The 19,345-nt window shown below is 36.4% G+C and carries 24 protein-coding genes and 2 tRNA genes; all 26 read right to left on the bottom strand.

Translation table 11 applies throughout. From position 1 onward, the window contains the following. Nucleotides 1-16: 16 nt before the first annotated feature. Entirely contained in the window at nucleotides 17-1,330 is a 1,314-nt protein-coding gene (locus tag ACVWM0_RS03825; protein ID WP_476473307.1) for a hemolysin family protein, read from the bottom strand. A 98-nt stretch (nucleotides 1,331-1,428) separates the two neighbouring features. Continuing rightward, nucleotides 1,429-2,742 (bottom strand): peptidoglycan DD-metalloendopeptidase family protein, encoded by a 1,314-nt coding sequence (locus ACVWM0_RS03820; protein ID WP_476473306.1) that lies wholly within the window; start codon nucleotides 2,740-2,742, stop codon nucleotides 1,429-1,431. Nucleotides 2,743-2,885: 143 nt separating this feature from the next. Then, a complete protein-coding gene (locus tag ACVWM0_RS03815; RefSeq protein WP_476473305.1) occupies nucleotides 2,886-3,593 on the bottom strand; it encodes a GntR family transcriptional regulator in 708 nt (235 codons plus the stop codon). Between the two features lie 121 nt (nucleotides 3,594-3,714). Continuing rightward, entirely contained in the window at nucleotides 3,715-3,894 is a 180-nt protein-coding gene (locus ACVWM0_RS03810) for a hypothetical protein (RefSeq protein ID WP_476473304.1), read from the bottom strand. A gap of 81 nt (nucleotides 3,895-3,975) precedes the next feature. Then, nucleotides 3,976-4,047, bottom strand: a tRNA-Gln gene (locus ACVWM0_RS03805). 5 nt (nucleotides 4,048-4,052) lie between these two features. After that, nucleotides 4,053-4,133, bottom strand: a tRNA-Tyr gene (locus ACVWM0_RS03800). Between the two features lie 95 nt (nucleotides 4,134-4,228). Next, a complete protein-coding gene (locus tag ACVWM0_RS03795; RefSeq protein ID WP_476473303.1) occupies nucleotides 4,229-4,459 on the bottom strand; it encodes a DUF2969 family protein in 231 nt (76 codons plus the stop codon). A gap of 83 nt (nucleotides 4,460-4,542) precedes the next feature. Beyond that, entirely contained in the window at nucleotides 4,543-5,193 is a 651-nt protein-coding gene (locus ACVWM0_RS03790) for a CBS and ACT domain-containing protein (RefSeq protein ID WP_476473302.1), read from the bottom strand. Nucleotides 5,194-5,195: 2 nt separating this feature from the next. Continuing rightward, nucleotides 5,196-5,900, bottom strand: coding sequence for an ABC transporter ATP-binding protein (locus ACVWM0_RS03785; RefSeq protein WP_476473301.1), 705 nt, complete (start codon nucleotides 5,898-5,900; stop codon nucleotides 5,196-5,198). Continuing rightward, nucleotides 5,900-6,676, bottom strand: coding sequence for an ABC transporter ATP-binding protein (locus tag ACVWM0_RS03780; protein WP_476473300.1), 777 nt, complete (start codon nucleotides 6,674-6,676; stop codon nucleotides 5,900-5,902). Before ACVWM0_RS03780 ends, ACVWM0_RS03785 begins: the two co-directional genes overlap by 1 nt. Then, complete coding sequence (locus ACVWM0_RS03775) at nucleotides 6,654-7,622, bottom strand: branched-chain amino acid ABC transporter permease (protein WP_476473299.1); 969 nt, start codon at nucleotides 7,620-7,622, stop codon at nucleotides 6,654-6,656. Before ACVWM0_RS03775 ends, ACVWM0_RS03780 begins: the two co-directional genes overlap by 23 nt. A gap of 8 nt (nucleotides 7,623-7,630) precedes the next feature. Beyond that, a complete protein-coding gene (locus tag ACVWM0_RS03770) occupies nucleotides 7,631-8,509 on the bottom strand; it encodes a branched-chain amino acid ABC transporter permease (RefSeq protein ID WP_476473298.1) in 879 nt (292 codons plus the stop codon). A gap of 27 nt (nucleotides 8,510-8,536) precedes the next feature. Beyond that, nucleotides 8,537-9,718 carry an ABC transporter substrate-binding protein gene (locus ACVWM0_RS03765; RefSeq protein ID WP_476473297.1) on the bottom strand — a complete coding sequence of 394 codons (1,182 nt, stop codon included), beginning with the start codon at nucleotides 9,716-9,718 and terminating at the stop codon, nucleotides 8,537-8,539. 117 nt (nucleotides 9,719-9,835) lie between these two features. Then, nucleotides 9,836-10,126 (bottom strand): membrane protein insertion efficiency factor YidD, encoded by a 291-nt coding sequence (gene yidD / locus ACVWM0_RS03760; RefSeq protein WP_476473296.1) that lies wholly within the window; start codon nucleotides 10,124-10,126, stop codon nucleotides 9,836-9,838. Nucleotides 10,127-10,177: 51 nt separating this feature from the next. Continuing rightward, complete coding sequence (locus ACVWM0_RS03755) at nucleotides 10,178-10,357, bottom strand: DNA-directed RNA polymerase subunit beta (RefSeq protein ID WP_476473295.1); 180 nt, start codon at nucleotides 10,355-10,357, stop codon at nucleotides 10,178-10,180. A gap of 18 nt (nucleotides 10,358-10,375) precedes the next feature. Next, complete coding sequence (gene murA, locus ACVWM0_RS03750; RefSeq protein WP_476473294.1) at nucleotides 10,376-11,680, bottom strand: UDP-N-acetylglucosamine 1-carboxyvinyltransferase; 1,305 nt, start codon at nucleotides 11,678-11,680, stop codon at nucleotides 10,376-10,378. Between the two features lie 107 nt (nucleotides 11,681-11,787). Then, nucleotides 11,788-12,027 (bottom strand): DUF1146 family protein, encoded by a 240-nt coding sequence (locus tag ACVWM0_RS03745; protein ID WP_476473293.1) that lies wholly within the window; start codon nucleotides 12,025-12,027, stop codon nucleotides 11,788-11,790. Nucleotides 12,028-12,080: 53 nt separating this feature from the next. Continuing rightward, entirely contained in the window at nucleotides 12,081-12,518 is a 438-nt protein-coding gene (locus ACVWM0_RS03740; protein WP_476473292.1) for a F0F1 ATP synthase subunit epsilon, read from the bottom strand. A gap of 14 nt (nucleotides 12,519-12,532) precedes the next feature. Then, nucleotides 12,533-13,936, bottom strand: a complete 1,404-nt coding sequence (gene atpD / locus ACVWM0_RS03735; protein ID WP_476473291.1) for a F0F1 ATP synthase subunit beta — start codon at nucleotides 13,934-13,936, stop codon at nucleotides 12,533-12,535. Nucleotides 13,937-13,954: 18 nt separating this feature from the next. Then, nucleotides 13,955-14,872 carry a F0F1 ATP synthase subunit gamma gene (locus tag ACVWM0_RS03730; RefSeq protein ID WP_476473290.1) on the bottom strand — a complete coding sequence of 306 codons (918 nt, stop codon included), beginning with the start codon at nucleotides 14,870-14,872 and terminating at the stop codon, nucleotides 13,955-13,957. A 16-nt stretch (nucleotides 14,873-14,888) separates the two neighbouring features. Next, complete coding sequence (gene atpA, locus ACVWM0_RS03725; RefSeq protein WP_476473289.1) at nucleotides 14,889-16,427, bottom strand: F0F1 ATP synthase subunit alpha; 1,539 nt, start codon at nucleotides 16,425-16,427, stop codon at nucleotides 14,889-14,891. Between the two features lie 30 nt (nucleotides 16,428-16,457). Continuing rightward, a complete protein-coding gene (gene atpH, locus ACVWM0_RS03720; RefSeq protein ID WP_476473288.1) occupies nucleotides 16,458-16,997 on the bottom strand; it encodes an ATP synthase F1 subunit delta in 540 nt (179 codons plus the stop codon). Continuing rightward, nucleotides 16,990-17,511, bottom strand: coding sequence for a F0F1 ATP synthase subunit B (atpF, locus tag ACVWM0_RS03715; protein WP_476473287.1), 522 nt, complete (start codon nucleotides 17,509-17,511; stop codon nucleotides 16,990-16,992). The genes atpH and atpF overlap by 8 nt, the downstream gene beginning before the upstream one ends. A 90-nt stretch (nucleotides 17,512-17,601) precedes the next feature. Further along, the gene (gene atpE, locus ACVWM0_RS03710; protein WP_476473286.1) at nucleotides 17,602-17,814 is read right to left on the bottom strand and encodes an ATP synthase F0 subunit C; all 213 of its coding nucleotides are present in this window, start codon (nucleotides 17,812-17,814) and stop codon (nucleotides 17,602-17,604) included. A 71-nt stretch (nucleotides 17,815-17,885) separates the two neighbouring features. Continuing rightward, nucleotides 17,886-18,611 (bottom strand): F0F1 ATP synthase subunit A, encoded by a 726-nt coding sequence (gene atpB / locus ACVWM0_RS03705; protein ID WP_476473285.1) that lies wholly within the window; start codon nucleotides 18,609-18,611, stop codon nucleotides 17,886-17,888. Between the two features lie 268 nt (nucleotides 18,612-18,879). Beyond that, nucleotides 18,880-19,344, bottom strand: coding sequence for an SsrA-binding protein SmpB (gene smpB / locus ACVWM0_RS03700; protein ID WP_476473284.1), 465 nt, complete (start codon nucleotides 19,342-19,344; stop codon nucleotides 18,880-18,882). Between the last annotated feature and the right edge of the window lies 1 nt (nucleotide 19,345).

The following is a 19,345-nucleotide window of genomic DNA, read 5'->3' as shown; positions in this document are numbered from 1 at the left end:
TTACCTCACTTACTGACTAATCAGCTCCCACATCTTCCTGTCTATGGTCTATAATTTTAATACGCTTAATGACCGTTCGTCTAACCAATAACGCTGTAAATTCCACGCCATCTACTTCAACAGATGAGCCTTTTTCCACAGAACTTGGGTACATACTTGTAAAGTAACCTCCCAAGGTTACATTTCCATTAGGATCTTCTAAATCTCTTAATTTGAAATAATCTTTTATTTCATCTAACTCCACTTTACCATCAACGATATATTCATTGTCCCCAATTTTTTGAATTAGCTTCTTCTCTGTGTCTAATTCATCTTGGATATCACCTACGATTTCTTCAATGATGTCTTCAATCGTTACAATTCCTACCGTTCCACCATATTCATCTACTACCATAGCAATATGTTTGTGGTCCTTTTGCATAACACTCAGCAGACCCTTAATCGGCATTGTTTCAATCACAAAGATAGGCTTTGCTGCAACCTCTGCCAATAAATCTTGGTTATTAATGTAGGATTGTTTGACTAACTGAGCCAGTGTCACATAGCCTAATATTTCATCCTTAGATTCCTTAATAACAGGAAATCGGCTGTATCCCTTTTCTAAAATATCTGGAATGGCTTCTTCAATCGTCATATCATATTTTAATACAAACATGTCCAAACGATTGGTCATAATCTCTTTTACTTGTCGTTCATCAAAATCAAACACATTCGATAAATATTGGAATTCATCTTCGTTGATTTCCCCTTTATCAAAGCTTTCAGCTGCTACTAATTTCAATTCTTCTTCTGATAACGTGTCATCAGCTTCTCCCACCATTTGAATACCAAATAAGCGACCAATTAAATTTGCTGATTTATTAAGTAATTTAATGAATAAATACGTTAATTTATAGAAACCATGAAGCGGCTTAGCAATAGCAAGCACAACTTTTTCTGGGTTGGCAATACTATAAGACTTTGGTAACAACTCCCCAACCACTACTTCTACAAAGGTAACTAGAAAATAAGAAAGAAAAATAGACAGGGTCAAACTAACACTTTTACTAATCGATGTATTATGGAACCCTGCCATAATTAAGCCTCTTACTGTTTCTTCACCAATTCCACCAATGATTAATGTCGTTAAAGTAATCCCTAGCTGACAGGCACTTAAATAATCATCCAGATGATGCACCAAATGTTTGGCTAAAGTTGCTCCTTTAACCCCTTCGGCTTCTAATTGTTCTAAACGAGAAGACCTAACTTTTACTAATGCAAACTCAGCTGCAACAAATAATGCTGTAATCCAAATCATTACAGCAATTAATATCAATTTTACCGTTATCATGTGACACCTCATATTATTCTTTAATTAAAAAAATATCCTAGAAAGATGCCTTCTCTCTAGGAATATTGTTCTTTATTCTTATGTTATTTCTTGTCTAATTATAAACTGACAAAACCACTTGGATCCATAAATCCACCCCAAAGGCTAGAACTAATACCAAAATGTAAATGATTACCTGTTGAATTACCTGTTGTTCCAACATAACCAATCACTTCACCTGCTGATACTTCTGATCCTACTGATGCTGCCATGCTGCTCATGTGCATGTAGTAAGAATACAACCCATTAGAGTGTTGGATGATAACGTGATTGCCTGCACTACCTTGGAAGCCTGCTTCAACCACTGTTCCACTTGCAGAAGCCATAATTGGTGTTCCTGCTGGTGCAGCCATATCAATTCCCTCATGGAAATCTCCTGCTGTTCCTGTTGGATCTTGACGAGAACCAAACCCACTACTAATTGAATATCCTCCAGCTAACGGGTTTTGGAAACCTGATGCTGACGGAGTTGGTGCTGGTGTTGGTGTCGAAGGTGTTGATTCTGGCTTATTGTTATCACTTTGTCCTGGTTTTCCAGTTGGTTTAGCCGTTGAAACAGGACCTTCCATTTCTAATCCCTTTTCATCTGCTTTTTGAGCTTCAGCTACTTGTTTTGCCATAGCTTTTGCTTCTTTTTCAGCTTTTTTAGCTTGTTCTGCTGCTTCTTTTTCTTTACGAGCTTGTTCTGCTGCGATACGCTCAGCTTCAGCCTTTTGAGCAACAAATTCTGATTTTTTATTTTTAGCTCCTTCTAATTCCTTTAATATTGCTTGAGCTAATTTTACTTGTTCAGCTTTTGATGCTTCAACTTCTGTTTGTTTTATTTTCAATTGTTCTGTCTTAGTCATCACTTCTTCAACTTTTTTCTCGACAGATACTTTTTTAGCTGCTAATTCATCTTGGTCGTGTTTTTGTACTTGCATAATCTCATTATTAGCACCTACTAATTTAGTGTAGGCAACCGTTCTACCAATTGCATCAGACACTGATTCAGAATCAAGTAACACATTCAATAAATCTTGATCCTCTTGATTAATTTGAGTTGATCGTGCTTGATCTTCGATTTTTTTTGTTCTTTTTTCGATAGCGATTTCTAATTCTTTAATCTCATCACTTAATTGACTAATTTCTTTTTCTAAAGAGATTTTTTGATTTAATAATTCTTCAGATTCACTCGCTAAAACATTAATTTTGTGATCTAAATCAGCCAAAGCCGTCTCACTTTGATTTTTTTGGTTTGATAGATCGTTAATCTTCTTATCTTGAGATTCTATTTTATTATCGATGCTTTCAGCATTAAAAAATTGTGGACAAGACAGACCAATAAAGCACGTTGCTGCTACTGTCACAATTATCTTTTTATTTATCTTCATGAATGTCATTACCTCTTCTTTTATGTTCTGTCACTACTATATCATACCTAAGCCCTATTTTTAATTACAACTATATTACATTTTGTTATATATTCGTTATATTAGATGTATAAAAAGAGGTAACAAAGAACTAATTCCATTAACTATTTCTCTAAATAAAACTCAAATCGCTCCCCTGCGTACTGACTTCTCACGTATTCAAAGGGAACATTATCAGATAAATAAGATACTTGGCGTAATCTTAGCACAGGCTCCCCTTTTTTTATAGATAAATAGTGAGCGATTTTTTCTGATGCGATTAATGCAGATATGGTTTGTTCAGACTTACCAATTATTTTATTTCCTTTATTTTCCAATACTTTGTATAAAGAACAAGATACCTCATTTTTGGCATAGTTTTCAATTAAATAATACGGAATACTAGCTACTTCAAAACAAATGGGAATATCATCAGCATATCTTATACGTTCCATCTTCAAAATATCCGTATGCTCATCTATCTTTAATTTTTCCATTTCACTTGAACTTGGTTTCGTAATAAAATAAGAAATGACTTTGCTAGAAGGAATTCTTCCTTGGGACTCAATAATTTCAGAAAAACTTGTGGTACCAAGCATTGTTTCTTGTACTTTTTTATTAGCTACGTAAGTTCCCGAACCAATTTTTCTTTCTAGAATACCTTCATCAGCCAATGTTTGAATCGCTTGTCTTAAGGTCATACGGCTAACATTAAATAACTCTGACAGTTCTCGTTCCGAAGGTAGTCGGTCTCCTACGTGCCATACACCATTCTCGATGTCTTTTTTTATTTGATCGTGAATTTGAATATATACAGGTAATTTTGATGACATTCGTGTGTCACTTCCTTTAGCTCATTTACGTCATATTATAACTGGTCTATACACAAGATACAACATTAATTTCAGAGATATAAAAATTGGTCTACTTCTGCAATAAAAGTAGACCAATTGTTTAATATAACTTAGCGTGCCATTTACGTGTATTTTCTTTGTTCGCTACTTCTGATGATTTTGGCGTTTTGCCTACCATTTGTTGTGTGGATTTCTTTACCCCATCCATCACGTCAACTTCTTTCAACACATCTCTGTAATTCATAATCTGTTCTGTTATTTTATCGCCTATTTTTGTCATACAATCTCTCCTTTGTTTATTGTACGTTTAGCATAGCACATATTATAAAAAAAAAGCTAACATTTACTGTTAGCTTCAAAACTGGGCTAGCTGGATTCGAACCAACGAGTGACGGAGTCAAAGTCCGTTGCCTTACCGCTTGGCTATAGCCCAATAAATGGAGGGGGGCAGATTCGAACTGCCGAACCCAAAGGAGCGGATTTACAGTCCGCCGCGTTTAGCCACTTCGCTACCCCTCCGAAACAATCAATCAGGTTTTCCTCAACCCGACTTCTATATATTACATAACTTTCAATCAAAATGCAAGAACTTTTTTTAAAAAGTTTTTGTTTTTTTAATTATGTAAATTCCATACTCTTAAAACCTCTTCATAACCTGATTCAAAGGTTTTAACGATTGCTGTAGAGTTATCATATAACGATACTTTAAATTTTGATTGATCATCTTTTGCTACTTTACCAATAACATTTTTGCCAATCATCAGTTCATGAACTTCTACCTGTGCGTCTCCGATTGTTTCCATTGACTCTTTAATCGTCACTTCAACTGGTTGATTTTTTTTCATGTTTATCGCCTCCTCTAATAATGCAACTATTTGATAATAACACACTTCATTCTATTTGTTAAGTAAAAAAGAAGTAACTTTCGTCACTTCTTCTCTGTAGGTGTCATAGATATGATGTTATAAGGCTTTTCAGAAAGAATCTTTTCTAATTTACCTACATTTGTCGTAGTTAACTGAGTGACAATCATTGGATGTTCATCGTAACGATACACCACAATTTGCACAATGTTCATATCATGTTCGGTAAATAAGTGCGTTAATTCTGCTAAAACGCCTTTTTCATCCTTATCAATTCTGATAGCAACCCTTGTACCTGCTTGTTGATACCCTGTAATTTCTAAAAAAGCATCAAAGATATCATTATTTGTAATGATACCTTGTAACTCACCTTTATTATCTAGAACAGGTAACACACCAATTTTATCTTGACGCATCACATGTATGGCCTCTTCCAATATCGCCGTATCAGAAATAGTTGAGACATTTTTAATCATAATATCTGCTACTTTGGTTTTATTTAATAAATAGTTCACTTCGTAGACACTTAAACTGGTTGCTTTGGATGGTAACGCTTCATGAATCGTTCCCTCTGTCACTAAGCCCACCAATTTATTATTAGCAACGACAGGTAAACGATGAATATCAAACGTCTTCATCATATCAATGGCATCATTAATTTTCGTCTCTGGTGTAATGATTTTTAAATCCGTAGACATATATTCTTTTACTAACATCACTAACCTCCTAAATATGCTTTCTGAACATCTGGACTCGTTAATAAACGTTCGCCAGAACCTTCTAACACAACCTTACCTGTTTCTAATACATATCCTCTATCAGCTATTTTTAACGCCATGCGAGCATTTTGTTCGATGAGTAATACGGTCGTTCCTTGACTATTAATTTCTTGAATAATAGAAAAAATTTCGTTAATAAAAATGGGGGCTAATCCCATAGAGGGTTCGTCTAGTAATAATAACTTAGGTCGCGTCATCAACGCTCTCCCCATCGCGAGCATCTGCTGCTCTCCACCAGATAACGTTGCGGCATCTTGATTTTTACGTTGTTCTAAAATAGGAAATCTTTCAAAAACTCTAGTGAGAATATCTTGACTTTCTTTTCGATTCTTAAACAAGTAGGCTCCCAATTCTAAATTCTCCAACACTGTCATTCCTGCAAAGACATGACGCCCTTCTGGTACTTGTACAAGGCCACTTTTTACTATATTGGGTGACGTTTCCTTCGTAATTTCTTGACCTTCAAAAACAATGCGTCCTTGATCTGGTTTAATCAATCCTGAAATACCATGAAGGATGGTCGTTTTACCGGCGCCGTTCGCTCCAATTAAACTCACTATCTCACCTTGTTTTACTTCAAAACTGACATTTTTAACCGCTTGAATCATGCCATAACTCATACTTAAGTTTTCTACCTTTAACATTATCCTTCACCTCCAAGATATGCTTCAATTACCTTAGGATGGTTTCTAATATCTTCAGGTACCCCTTCAGCAATGACTTGACCATACTCTAATACATAAATGCGTTCGCATATTTCCATAACAAGGGACATGTCATGTTCAATGAGTAAGATTGTTAGATCAAATTCCTTTTGAATTTTTTTTATTAAATGGCGTAACTCATCTGTTTCTTGTGGGTTCATCCCTGCTGCTGGCTCATCTAGAAATAAAATAGAAGGTTCTGTCCCTAATGCTCGAACAATTTCTAATCGACGCTGTTCCCCGTACGACAATTGTCTTGCTAAGATGTCTTGTTTTTCTTTTAAATCAAATATTTCTAATAACTCTAAAGCTTTTTCTCTCATCTTTTCTTCTTGTCTGTTGAATTTAGGAAATCTAAAGATACCTTGTAACACAGTCTCTTCTTCTTTGCTGTTCATTCCTACTAACACGTTATCAAGAACAGACATCTCTTTGAATAACCGTATATTTTGAAACGTTCGACTCATTCCTAAGTTAGCAATTTTGTAAGGTTTAAGACCGTTTAATTCTTGCTGTTTCTCCTCTTTATTTAATACAACTGTACCGCTTGTTGGCTCATACACTCCTGTCAATAAATTGAATAACGTTGTTTTCCCAGCACCATTAGGCCCTATAAGTCCCACAAGTTCATTTTTATTCAGAGATAAAGTCACATTCGACACAGCTGCTAGGCCACCGAAATGCTTCGTAAGATTAGTGACTTCCAGTAGTTTCATGCTTTTTATCCCCTTTCTTAACTAATTTTTTGATAGAGAGCTCTTTCGTTCCCAACAAGCCTGTTGGTTTGAAAATCATAATAACAATCAGCGCTAAAGCATAGATGATCATACGAATTGTCCCAAAGTCTTGTAATAGCATATTCAAAAAGCCTAATACGATTGCTGCAATAAAGGTACCTGTCATACTTCCTACACCACCGAAGACAACAATAATTAACACATCAATAGACTTCATAAAGTTAAAGTTTTGTGGTACTACCGTTTGGATGTAACTCGCATACAATCCTCCTGCTAAAGCTGCTAGCATGGCACCTATCACAAACGCGATAACTTTAAATTTTGTCGTGTTGACCCCCATTGATTCTGCTGCAATTTCATTTTCGCGAATAGCAATAGTCGCTCTACCTGCTGCGCTATGAATGTAATTTGTTACGATCAATGTACTAACACATACCAAAACATACACCATTGACCAAGTCACAAATGGAGGGATACCAAATAATCCTGCTGGTCCGTTCGTCACATCGTCTGCATTCATAATAATGGTTCGAATAATTTCTGCGACACCTAATGTCGCAATAGCTAGATAATCACCTGTTAAACGTAGCGTAGGAATGCCTACAAGGAGTGCCACAATGCCTGATAACATAATCCCGATGACTAACCCTGTCAAAAAACCTAAGAAGGTTGGGTTTTTCAACGTGCTAATTGCTGTTGCATAAGCTCCAATAGCCATGAATCCAGCATGCCCTAAAGAAAATTGCCCTGAGAAACCGATAATTAAATTCAATCCTACAGCTAATATTATATTGATGCCTATCATAACCAGCGCCATCTCGACAACAGGTGTCACCAATCCTAAGCTATAAGGAATGGCGATACCTACAAATCCCAAGACCATGAGAAGTAACCAATAGAATGATACTTTCTTATTTTGTCTCATGTAACCACCTAAACCTTTTCCTTTGTATTTTTACCTAATAAGCCAGTTGGTTTTACAAGTAAAATGATGATAAGAATGCCGTAAACAACAGCATCTCTATAAGCAGTGAAACCTAAAGCACTCACAAGAGTTTCGATAATACCTATCATGAAACCACCTAAAGCAGCCCCAGGAATAATGCCGATTCCGCCAAATACAGCAGCAATAAAGGCCTTCAAACCTGGTGCCACTCCCATCATCGGATCAATACTGTTGTAATATAAACCAATCAGGACACCCCCCGCTGCAGCTAGTGCTGAACCAATCGCAAAGGTAAAGGATATTGTATGGTTAACATTGATCCCCATTAACTGAGCAGCCGCTGGATCCACACTAACAGCCCGCATAGCACGTCCCATTTTTGTTTTCTTTACAATAAACTGAAGCACTAACATTAAAACAATCGAAATAAAAATAATTAAGAGTTCTATTTTACTAATGCTTAATCCTCCCAAAGTGTAGGTGGTATTATCCACAATTTGCGGAAAAGGTCTTGTGTCGGCTCCAATAAAATAAATCGTCACAGATTGTATTAAAAAAGATACCCCAATCGCTGTGATTAACGCTGCAATTCTCGTTGATTTTCTCAAAGGTCGGTAAGCAAAAAACTCAATCAGCATACCGATAATAGAGCCTAATGCCATCGAGACTATCAAGGTACCAAACAATCCAAAATGGAACGTATTAATCACATAATAACCGATAAAAGCGCCTAACATATATACTTCACCGTGAGCAAAGTTAATTAACTTAATAATCCCATAAACCATGGTATAACCAAGTGCTAGCAAGGCATAAATACTTCCTAAAGATAACCCGTTTATTAGTTGTTGAATAAATGACATCATCAACATCCTTTCTTTCCATAAAAATTATTACGGGTTAACCACTTCCGCTGTTTCTTCTTTTCCATCTTTCACACCGATAACTACGGCTGCTTTTTCTGGATTATGGTTTTTATCCATCGTCATCGTCCCTGTTACCCCTTCAAAATCTTTAAGGTTAGCTAATTCTTCTTGCAAAGTAGCACTGCTGACTTCACCCGCATTGTCTAAAGCTTCTTTCATCATATATACCGAATCGTAAGCCAATGCACTGAATGAACTTGGCGCTTTGTTGTACTCTTCTTTAAAGCTATCGATAAATTCTTTGACTTTAGGTGATGCAGGTGCTTTTTCAGAAAAATGAGCGGTATAGAAGATATCTTGCATATTACTTTGTCCTGCAATATCTACTAGTTTTTCATCTGAAAAACCATCGGCTCCTAAAATAGGTTGCTCAATGCCCATCTCTCTAGCTTGTTTAATAATTAACCCTGCTTCTTCGTAATACCCTGGTAAATAGATGAAATCAAAATCCTTGTCTTTGATTTTCGTTAAAATCGCTTTAAAATCTTTGTCCTTTTGGTTGAATTTCTCTTCAGAAACGATATCACCTGTAAAAGTTTCTTTGAAGGATTTCGTTAAGCCTTTAGCATAATCACTCGACACATCGCCAATAATAATGGCCTTCTTCGCTGATAAATTATCCATAGCATAATTAGCTAAGATAACCCCTTGGAATGAGTCTTGGAAACTTGCTCTAAAGATATATTTTTGTACTGTTCCATTCATAATAGTAATTTCATCGTCTGTTCCTGAAGGTGTGATCGCTGGTACTTCTGCTTTAGTGACACTTGGAATTTGAGCTTTACTCGCACCAGATGTTGCTGGTCCAATAATACCAACAACATTTTCTTTCGTTGTCAGACTCGTCGCAATCGCTGCGGCTTCTGCTGTATCTGATTTATTGTCTTTAATGACCATTTCAATTTTTTTCCCATCAATGCCGCCTTGCTCATTGATTTCTTTCACTGCCAGTTCAGCGCCTTCTTTTTCTTGACTCCCATACGCTGCAACAGGACCAGATAATTCTAAGTTAAAACCAATTTTTATCGTATCCCCTTGTGACGATGCTTCCTTCTCTTTTGAGTTATTTTCAGAGGCTCCCCCACCTGGAGTACCACAAGCTGTTAATACAAAAGCACTCGCTAAAACCATTCCCATTACCTTTTTCATATAAACCCATCCTTTAATCGTTTTTTAATAATATGATTACTAATATAATTTAAATTTAATCTTATGTCAACAGAATATTCTGACAATTCTAACAAATAAAAAAGAAACATGATTAAATCAATGTTTCTTAGCTTTATTTTCTTTTGTGTAAGGGCCTCGATATGTTTCATCTGGATTTTTAGTCACTCTAAATGTTTGTGGCACATAGTCTATACCACCTTTAACAAACGGATGACATCTAAAGATTCTAGCCGTACCCATCGTAACGCCTTTGAATACGCCGTGATAATTAACCGCATCTACCATATACTGTGAACAGGTGGGATGATATCGACAACTTTTTGGTAAAGCTGGAGAGATAAAACGTTGATAGACTCTTACAGGAAAAAGAACTATTTTTTTAAACATCCTGTCTTCCTTCCTTATAAAAAAACCATTAACATTGGAACATGCTAATGGCTACTTAATAAAATCAGTGATATGGTGCCATGTTTCAGGGGCAAAGACATCTGACGAATGACCTTTACCAAAGTAAACAAAGCCCATATACAATCCAATAAAGAATAAAGAGACAAAGAGAATCAGCGTCAATAACACCAAGACTACTTGTATCACTACTCTTTTCGTTGCTGTGCTCATTCTACTTCAACTCCTACTCTAGTTAGCTAAACTTTTGACACTTTGATCACTATTAACGACATCAGGGTTCACTCTTTCGATGTTAGCACCTAAAGCAATTAATTTGTGATGGAAATCGTAGTAACCTCTATCCAAATACTCTAAGTGATACACTTTTGTCTCACCCTCAGCCACAAGACCTGCAATAATTAAAGCCGCTGCTGCTCTTAAGTCTGTTGCGTTCACTTCAGCCCCTTGAATATCTGGAACACCTTCAATATGAGCTACATTACCTGAAACAGTAAACTGAATCCCCATACGCTTCATTTCATCCAAATGTTGGAATCTGTTTTCAAAGACAGATTCATTCAATGTACTTGAACCACTTGCTAACGTCATCAGTACACTCATTTGTGCTTGCATGTCCGTTGGAAAGCCTGGATGTGGTAATGTTTTAACATCTGTTGGTTTTAGTACTTTAGGGCCAATTACTCGGATACCTTCGTTTTCTTCAACCACTTCAACACCCATTTCTAATAATTTAGAAATTAAAGGGGTATTATGCTCTGCAATGGCATGCTCAACTAAGACGTTACCGCCTGTTGCTGCAGCTGCCACCATAAAGGTTCCTGCTTCAATACGATCTTGAACAATGCTATGAGTTGTCCCAGTCAAACTTGTGACACCTTCAATACGAATTGTTTCAGTTCCTGCTCCTGTGACTTTAGCACCCATCTTGTTAAGGAATACTGCTAAATCCACAATCTCAGGTTCTCTCGCTACGTTCTCGATATACGTTGTGCCTTTAGCCTTAACAGCGGCCATCATAATATTTTGAGTCGCACCCACACTTGGGAAATCCAAATAAATACGGGCTCCTTTTAATTCTGTGGCTTTGGCTTCTATATAACCATTGGTTTGCGTAATTTCTGCTCCTAGTGCTTGGAAACCTTTTAAATGTAGATCAATTGGACGAGCACCTATGGCACATCCTCCTGGCATCGCTACCTTTGCATGACCTGTTCTAGCTAATAAAGGACCCATTACTACAATCGAAGCTCTCATTTGGCTCACATACTCAAATGGTGCTTCACACAATAAATCTCTTGTTGCATCTACTTTTAATTCATTTGTTTCTTCTTTAAAATCAATTGTCGTATTTAAATGTTTAATTACATTATTCATCGTCAGAACATCAGATAAAATAGGGACATTTTTCAGCACACTCTCACCTTTATCAGCTAATAACGTTCCTGCTAATATTGGTAATATGGCATTCTTTGCACCTTCAATTTTGACACGTCCACTTAGTGGTTGACCACTTCGAACTAACATGTACTCCATGTGTTTCTCCCTCCAAAACTTAGGTATAAAATGATAAATCTAAATTATTATACCATGTATCGTCTTAAAATGACATTTTAAATTACTATGAAGAGAATAGATACAATTTAAAAGAGACCTAAAAATAAATTACGCGTTAAAAAAATGATTTCCATGAAAAAATTACTAGCAGCAAACCCAATACTAATCGACAATAATAAGTACACCGTTTTTCTTTGTTTCTCAAATTGGTTGCCTTTTTTAAATAATTGGTCTAATCGTAATGACTGCAATGCCCAAAAGGTCAAATAAATAAACATAATATGACTTAATATTGTCACAATACTATCTACTCCATAAATTGGCATACTATCATCCTTTCTATTTTTTATATAAAGAAAAAGGCAAAGAGAAAATCTCTTTACCTTCTTTTATTAGCAATATTCAAACGGTTAATTGCTCTATGTAAAGCTATTTCAGCTCTATCTAAGTCAATAGATTCATTATCATGTTTTTTAGCTGCTTCGATTTTCTTCTCAGCTCGTTTTTTGGCTTCTTCCGCACGAGTAACATCAATGTTATCATCCGTTTCAGCACTATTGGCAATAATACTAACAACATTATCTCTTATTTCAATAATGCCACCATTTACCGCGACCCAATCTGATATCTTTTCTCCCGACTTATTCGATGAGGCACGATCAATTCGTACACCATCAATAGTCAATGGAGAAATTAGAGGGGCATGATTAGGTAAGACACCTAATGAACCTGCCTCTGTTCTGGCTACTAAAAAACTTGCTTCATGATCATAAACAATGCCGCTTGGTGTGACAATATTCACAACGAAGGAACTCATTATTTTTCCTCCTCTTAATAACCTAAGTTTTCAGCCTTCTCAATTACTTCTTCAATACGACCAACACTTCGGAAAGCTTCCTCTGGTAAATGGTCATACTTGCCATCAAGAATTTCTCTAAAACCTCTGACAGTTTCTTGTAACGGTACATAACTACCAGGTTGTCCTGTAAATTGTTCCGCAACGTGGAAATTTTGTGACAAGAAGAATTGAACACGACGTGCTCGGCCGACTAATACTTTTTCTTCATCTGATAATTCATCCATACCAAGAATTGCAATAACGTCTTGTAATTCTTTATATCGTTGTAATAATCGTTGAACAGAAGTAGCAACATCATAATGCTCTTGACCTACAATACCAGGTTCTAAAGCACTTGATGATGAAGCTAATGGGTCCACAGCTGGATAAATACCTTGCTCAGCTAATGAACGCTCCAAGTTAGTTGTTGCATCTAAATGGGCAAAAGCTGTCGCAGGGGCCGGATCCGTATAGTCATCGGCTGGTACGTAAATGGCTTGAATCGATGTAATAGAGCCATCTTTTGTCGATGTAATACGTTCTTGTAATTGTCCCATTTCAGTGGCTAATGTTGGTTGGTAACCAACGGCTGATGGCATACGTCCAAGAAGTGCTGACACCTCTGAACCTGCTTGTGTGAAACGGAAGATATTATCAATAAATAATAAAACATCTTGTTTTTCAGTATCTCTAAAGTATTCTGCCATTGTTAAGGCTGTTAAAGCGACACGCATTCTCGCTCCAGGTGGTTCATTCATTTGTCCAAAAACCATGGCAGTTTTTTTAATAACACCAGAGTCTTTCATTTCAAAATAAAGGTCGTTCCCTTCACGTGTACGTTCACCTACACCAGCAAAAACTGAAATACCGCCTAATTCTTGCGCGATATTGTTGATTAACTCTTGAATTAATACGGTTTTCCCTACACCGGCACCACCAAATAATCCAACTTTACCACCTTTAAGATAAGGGGCTAATAAATCGATTACTTTAATACCTGTTTCAAGAATTTCAGTATCTGTACTTAAAAATTCATACGCTGGTGCTTTTGTATGAATCCCTTTTTGATCCATTGTATCAGGAAGTTCGTCGCCTAAGTCGATAACTTCTCCTAACACGTTGAACACGCGACCTAACGTTTCTCTACCAACTGGTACAGTAATAGCGCCGCCGGTATGGAGTACTTCCATACCTCTTTGTAATCCGTCTGTTGACTCCATTGCTATTGTTCTAACAACCCCGTCACCAAGTTCCAAGGCTACTTCAAGAACAACTTTTTGTTTGCTTTCTTTTTTATAAACCGTTAACGCATCATTAATATCCGGTAACGATTGATCCAATGGGAAAGCCACATCGACAACGGGACCAATTACTTGGACTATTTTTCCTAATTTCATGTCTAAAATTCCTCCCCGTTAATCTTCTAACGCTGCTGCTCCACCAACTATTTCAGTAATTTCTTCAGTAATCGCAGCCTGACGAGCACGGTTATATGAGATTGTTAAATCATCAATAATATTCCCGGCATTTTCAGTTGCGCTCTTCATAGCTGTCATACGGGCAGCATGTTCAGCTGTTTTAGAATCCAAAACTGCTCCATATATTAAACACTCAGCATATAGAGGCAATAAAGTATTCAAAATAGCTGCTTCAGAAGGTTCTAAAATATACTCTTGCTCGTATGTTTCAGCTTCTTTAGCATCCAAATCTGCAATAGGTAACATTCTCTCTGCTCGGTAAGCAGAAGTTAATGTGTTGACATGATGATTGTAACAAACATATAGTTCGTCAAAAACTTCATTATTGTACATTTGAATGGCAGAGTTTACTATTTTCCTTACTTCGTTATAGGTTGGATGATCGCTCAAGCCACGCAATTCATAAGCAACTGGTATATCTCTATTTTTGAAAAAGTCAGCGGCTGTACTACCAATCGCCATCAACACTACTTCGCTTTGATCCTCATGGTCTTTGTTCAAAATTTCCATCGTGTTTCGAATGATAGAACTATTGTAGCCTCCTGCTAAACCTTTATCAGAAGAAATAACAATATAGCCTGTTTTCTTAATTGGACGATCTATCAACAATTTATGATATTGTTGATAGTCATCTTCAAAGCTTGAAAAATCAGCATTTTCAATTGCTTCCAATTGTGAAGATGCTAAATGCGTTGTAATTGAACGCACTTTGTAAGCATATTCTTGAAAACGTCTAGATGATTGTTCTGATTTTGTCAACTTAGAGGCTGCAACCATTTGCATGGCACTCGTGATTTGACTCGTCTTCTTGGTAGAGGCAATTTTTTTCTTTATATCTATTAATGAACCGCTCATACCCAATCACCTCTTTCTAAGATTGTTTCATCTCGTCAGCAACAGAATAGCTTGTTGATTCGAACATGTCTTTGAATTCTTCAATAGCTTTATTCATGTCAGCTGCATCTGGTAAATTTTTAGTATTTTTAATTGTGTCAAAAATAGCAGGGTAGTTGTTCCCAACATATTCAAACAATTCTTTTTCAAATCTTAGAATATCATTTACTGGAACAGTATCTAAAAAGCCTTTCGTCAAAGCGTATAAAATTAATACCTGTTTTTGAACAGCTATTGGTTCATGGACGTTTTGTTTTAGAACTTCTACTGTACGTTTACCACGGTTCAATTTACCTTGCGTTGCCGCATCTAAATCAGAACCAAACTGAGTAAATGCTTCCAATTCACGATAACTAGCTAAATCTAAACGTAGCGTTCCTGCTACACTCTTCATCGCTTTAATTTGAGCCGCTCCACCAACACGAGAAACAGATAATCCGGCTGCAACAGCAGGACGAATACCTGAATAGAACAGATCACTTTCTAAGAAAATCTGACCATCTGTGATTGAAATAACGTTCGTTGGAATATATGCTGAGATATCTCCTGCTTGCGTTTCAACAAATGGTAAAGCTGTCATTGATCCACCACCATGGGCGTCACTTAATTTAGCTGCACGTTCTAATAAACGTGAATGCAAGTAGAACACATCTCCTGGGAACGCTTCACGACCTGGAGGACGTCTCAGTAGTAAGGAAATTTCACGATAAGCTGCGGCTTGTTTAGATAAATCATCATAAACAACTAAAACATGCTTACCATTGTACATAAATTCCTCACCCATTGTTGCTCCAGCATAAGGGGCTAAATATAATAACGGTGCTGGTTGTGACGCACTGGCTGATACAACAATTGTATAATCCATTGCACCATATTTTTTTAATGTTTCAACTTGATTTCTAACGGTAGACTCTTTTTGTCCAATCGCTACATAAATACAAATCATGTTTTCATCTTTTTGGTTAATAATTGTATCAATCGCTATTGATGTTTTCCCTGTCTTACGATCACCAATGATTAACTCACGTTGACCACGGCCTATTGGAACTAGGGCATCAATCGCTTTAATACCTGTTTGTAAAGGTTCAGACACTGATTGACGATCCATCACTCCTGGAGCTTCTGATTCTATCGGGCGCATTTTTTTCGTGCTGATTGGTCCATGACCATCAATTGGTTTACCTAAAGGGTTTACCACACGACCAATTAAAGCTTCCCCAACTGGAACTTCCATAATTCGGCCAGTTCGTTTCACTTTATCGCCTTCACGAATTTTTCCAAAATCTCCTAAAATGATAATACCGACACTGTCTGACTCTAAGTTTTGCGCCATACCAAATACACCGTTGTCAAACTCTAAAAGTTCTCCAGACATTGCATTCTCTAAACCGTAAGCACGTGCAATACCATCCCCAACGTAAGAGACAGTACCAACTTCGTCTACTGTTAAAGACTCTTCGTATTTAGCAAGTTGCTGTTTAATATGCGAGCTAATTTCTTCCGCTTTAATACTCATGTATGTCACCTCTCACCTTGTCAATATGTATCATTTACTTAGAGCAGCATGAATTGACTCTAGTTCTGAACGAACACTTTGATCAATCACACGATACTCTGACTCGACAATCATTCCACCCATGATCGCTGGGTCTAACTTAGGACGTAAAACAACTTTATCTACTGCATATTGTTTTGCTAACCGTTGCTCTAATTCATGTCGTTGCTCTAAAGATAATGCCACAGCAGTCGTTACATCAACCACTGCAATACCAAATTGTTCATAGTACAAGTGTTCAAACTCATCAATGATTCTTGGCATCTCATTCATACGTCCATAATCATAAATAGTATGAATAAATTTAGCGACATCATCACTAAAACTGTTTTCTAAATCTTTAACAATATTGACTTTTTCATAGATAGACAAACGATCATCTGTCAAGATATCCCCTAAGTCAGGGACTTGTCTATACACTTCTCTTAATTGAAGTACTTCTTGATAAATTTCTGAAACAGCTTGTTTCTGTAGAGCCTCAGTATATAGGGCTTTTCCATATGTTTTAGCTACTTCGTATTTTCTATTCATCGCCATCCACTCCTAGCTTCTCAATACCACTTTGAATCAATTCTTGGTGAGTGCTAGCCGTTAATTCTTTTTTAAGAATTCTAGATGCAATTTCTATAGATAAATCTGCTACTTCTTGTTTTGCTTCGTCAATCATTCGTTCACGCTCGATTTTCAAATCTGCATCTGCTTGGACTTTCATCTTTTTCACATGCTCTTGAGCATCGACTAGAATAGCATGGGCATTATTTTCAGCCGTTTCTTTGGCTTTAGTAATAATAACTTGTGCTTCTGTACGTGATTGTTTTAGTTCCAATTCTCTTTGTTTTGCTAATTCTTCAGCATCGATTCTTGACTTTTCAGCATTATCGATATCATTCGAAATTTTATCTTGACGCTCTTGCATCATGTTCACAAGTGGTCCCCATGCAAATTTCTTTAAAAGCAATAACAATATAAGAAAAGAAACAGTAACGAAAAGGATTGTACTCAGCATAGTTGGTTCAGCATTAGCGACTACTAACTGATCTACCATTTGATTACTACACTTCCTTCCTCTTGGGTTACTTAAGCGTATCCATTCTCATAGACACTTAAGTTATCTTCATCAAATATGTATAGGTTCTTACTTGAAGACCAATATAAGGGCGATTACCACACCTAAAATAGGAACCGCTTCAATTAAGGCTACCCCAACGAACATTGTACCTCTTAATTGTCCTGACATTTCAGGTTGACGAGTCATTGACTCTAGTGTTTTTGAAATTACTTTACCATTACCATAAGCTGCTCCAATAGAAGCACCGAAAACTGCGATAGCTGCTGCAATATATTGCATTACTAATCTCCTCCTAATTATGTTTTTAACTTGTGTCTCATTTTGCTGCGAATTTTTACTGTGTTTGAAAACTACATTTCTTCTTCAGCTTCAACTTTGTGCGACATGTAAACCATCATCAATGTCACAAAAATGAATGCCTGTACACCACCAATGAATAGCGAGAACGCTTGCCATATCATTTCAAGCGGTAGAGCAAAAACAAATTTGATTGGGCTGCTTGCTCCTAAACCAGCGATTAAACTTAACAGTATTTCACCAGCGAAAATATTACCATATAGACGAAGACCTAACGTTAAAACGTTTGTAAATTCTTCGATTACTTTAATTGGTAATAAGATAGCTGTTGGTTTTGTAAAACTATTAACAAAATAGTTTTTAACACCTTGTTTTCTAATACCGTAATAATTCGTTAGTATGATTGCAATAAATGCCAGTGTTAATGCCACTAACGGATTTGCTGTCGGACTCATCCAGAGTGATATCTCATCTGGGAAAAGTACCACTTTAGTAACCAAACCAAGAATGTTTGATACTAAAATAAAAGCAAAAAATGTAAATCCAAGTAAATGATAGTCATTAACTTCTTTACTAGGAACATTATCAGATACGATTCCGCGAATAAAATCAACAAAGAACTCCAATACGTTTTGTTTCCCTTTTGGTTTTAGTTGTAAATTGCGACTGCTAAAGTAAACTAAACAAAATACAATAACACATGTTAAGATTGTCATCAGACAAACTGTACCGTCAAATTTAATTCCAGCAATTTCAATTATCCAGGATTTTTCTTCCACCACATTTCACCTCATTTCTTTAAGAATATGCTCTCTCAGAGAGTTACATACTTCCTGGCAAGTTACGGTGAAAAGACTCATTCTTTAAGCTCTAAATCTCCACCCATCAGCCTCGGGTTACCCCCGAAAACCAACTAGGACTATGATAACACCAAATGAGAAATAACACAAAGTAAATCGAAAAAATTTAACAACACTTATAAAAGATTTTAGAAACAAAAAAAGAGTGCTTTTTCTTATAAAAAAACACCCTTTTTATTTACTCTATTTATCGTTGTCTCATTCTTAAGGATCTGTCTATTTCACGTTTCATGTCTTTTCGTTTTAAATCTTCTCGTTTATCGTATTGTTTTTTACCTTTTGCCACACCTATTAAAACTTTGGCAAACCCATCTTTGATGTATACTTTAAGTGGGATTAGTGTAACGCCAGGGTTTTTTGCTTCTAATTCTAATCGTTTAATTTGTTTTTTATGCATGAGTAACTTGCGGGTTCTCAACGGATCGTGATTAAAAATGTTACCTTGTTCATAAGGACTGATATGAACATTCATTAAAAACATTTCCCCATCTTTCACTCTTGCGAAGCCGTCTTTTAAATTGACACGTCGTTGACGAATTGCTTTAATTTCAGTCCCTTTTAATACGATGCCCGCTTCCACAGTATCAATGATTGAATAATCATGACGAGCTTTTCTATTTTGTGCAATTAGATTGCCTTCACCTTTAGGCATC

It is taken from the genome of Vagococcus sp. 211 (assembly GCF_056322705.1).
The sequence above is the reverse complement of the archived record's forward strand: the minus strand, read 5'-3'. Positions and strand labels throughout refer to the sequence as shown.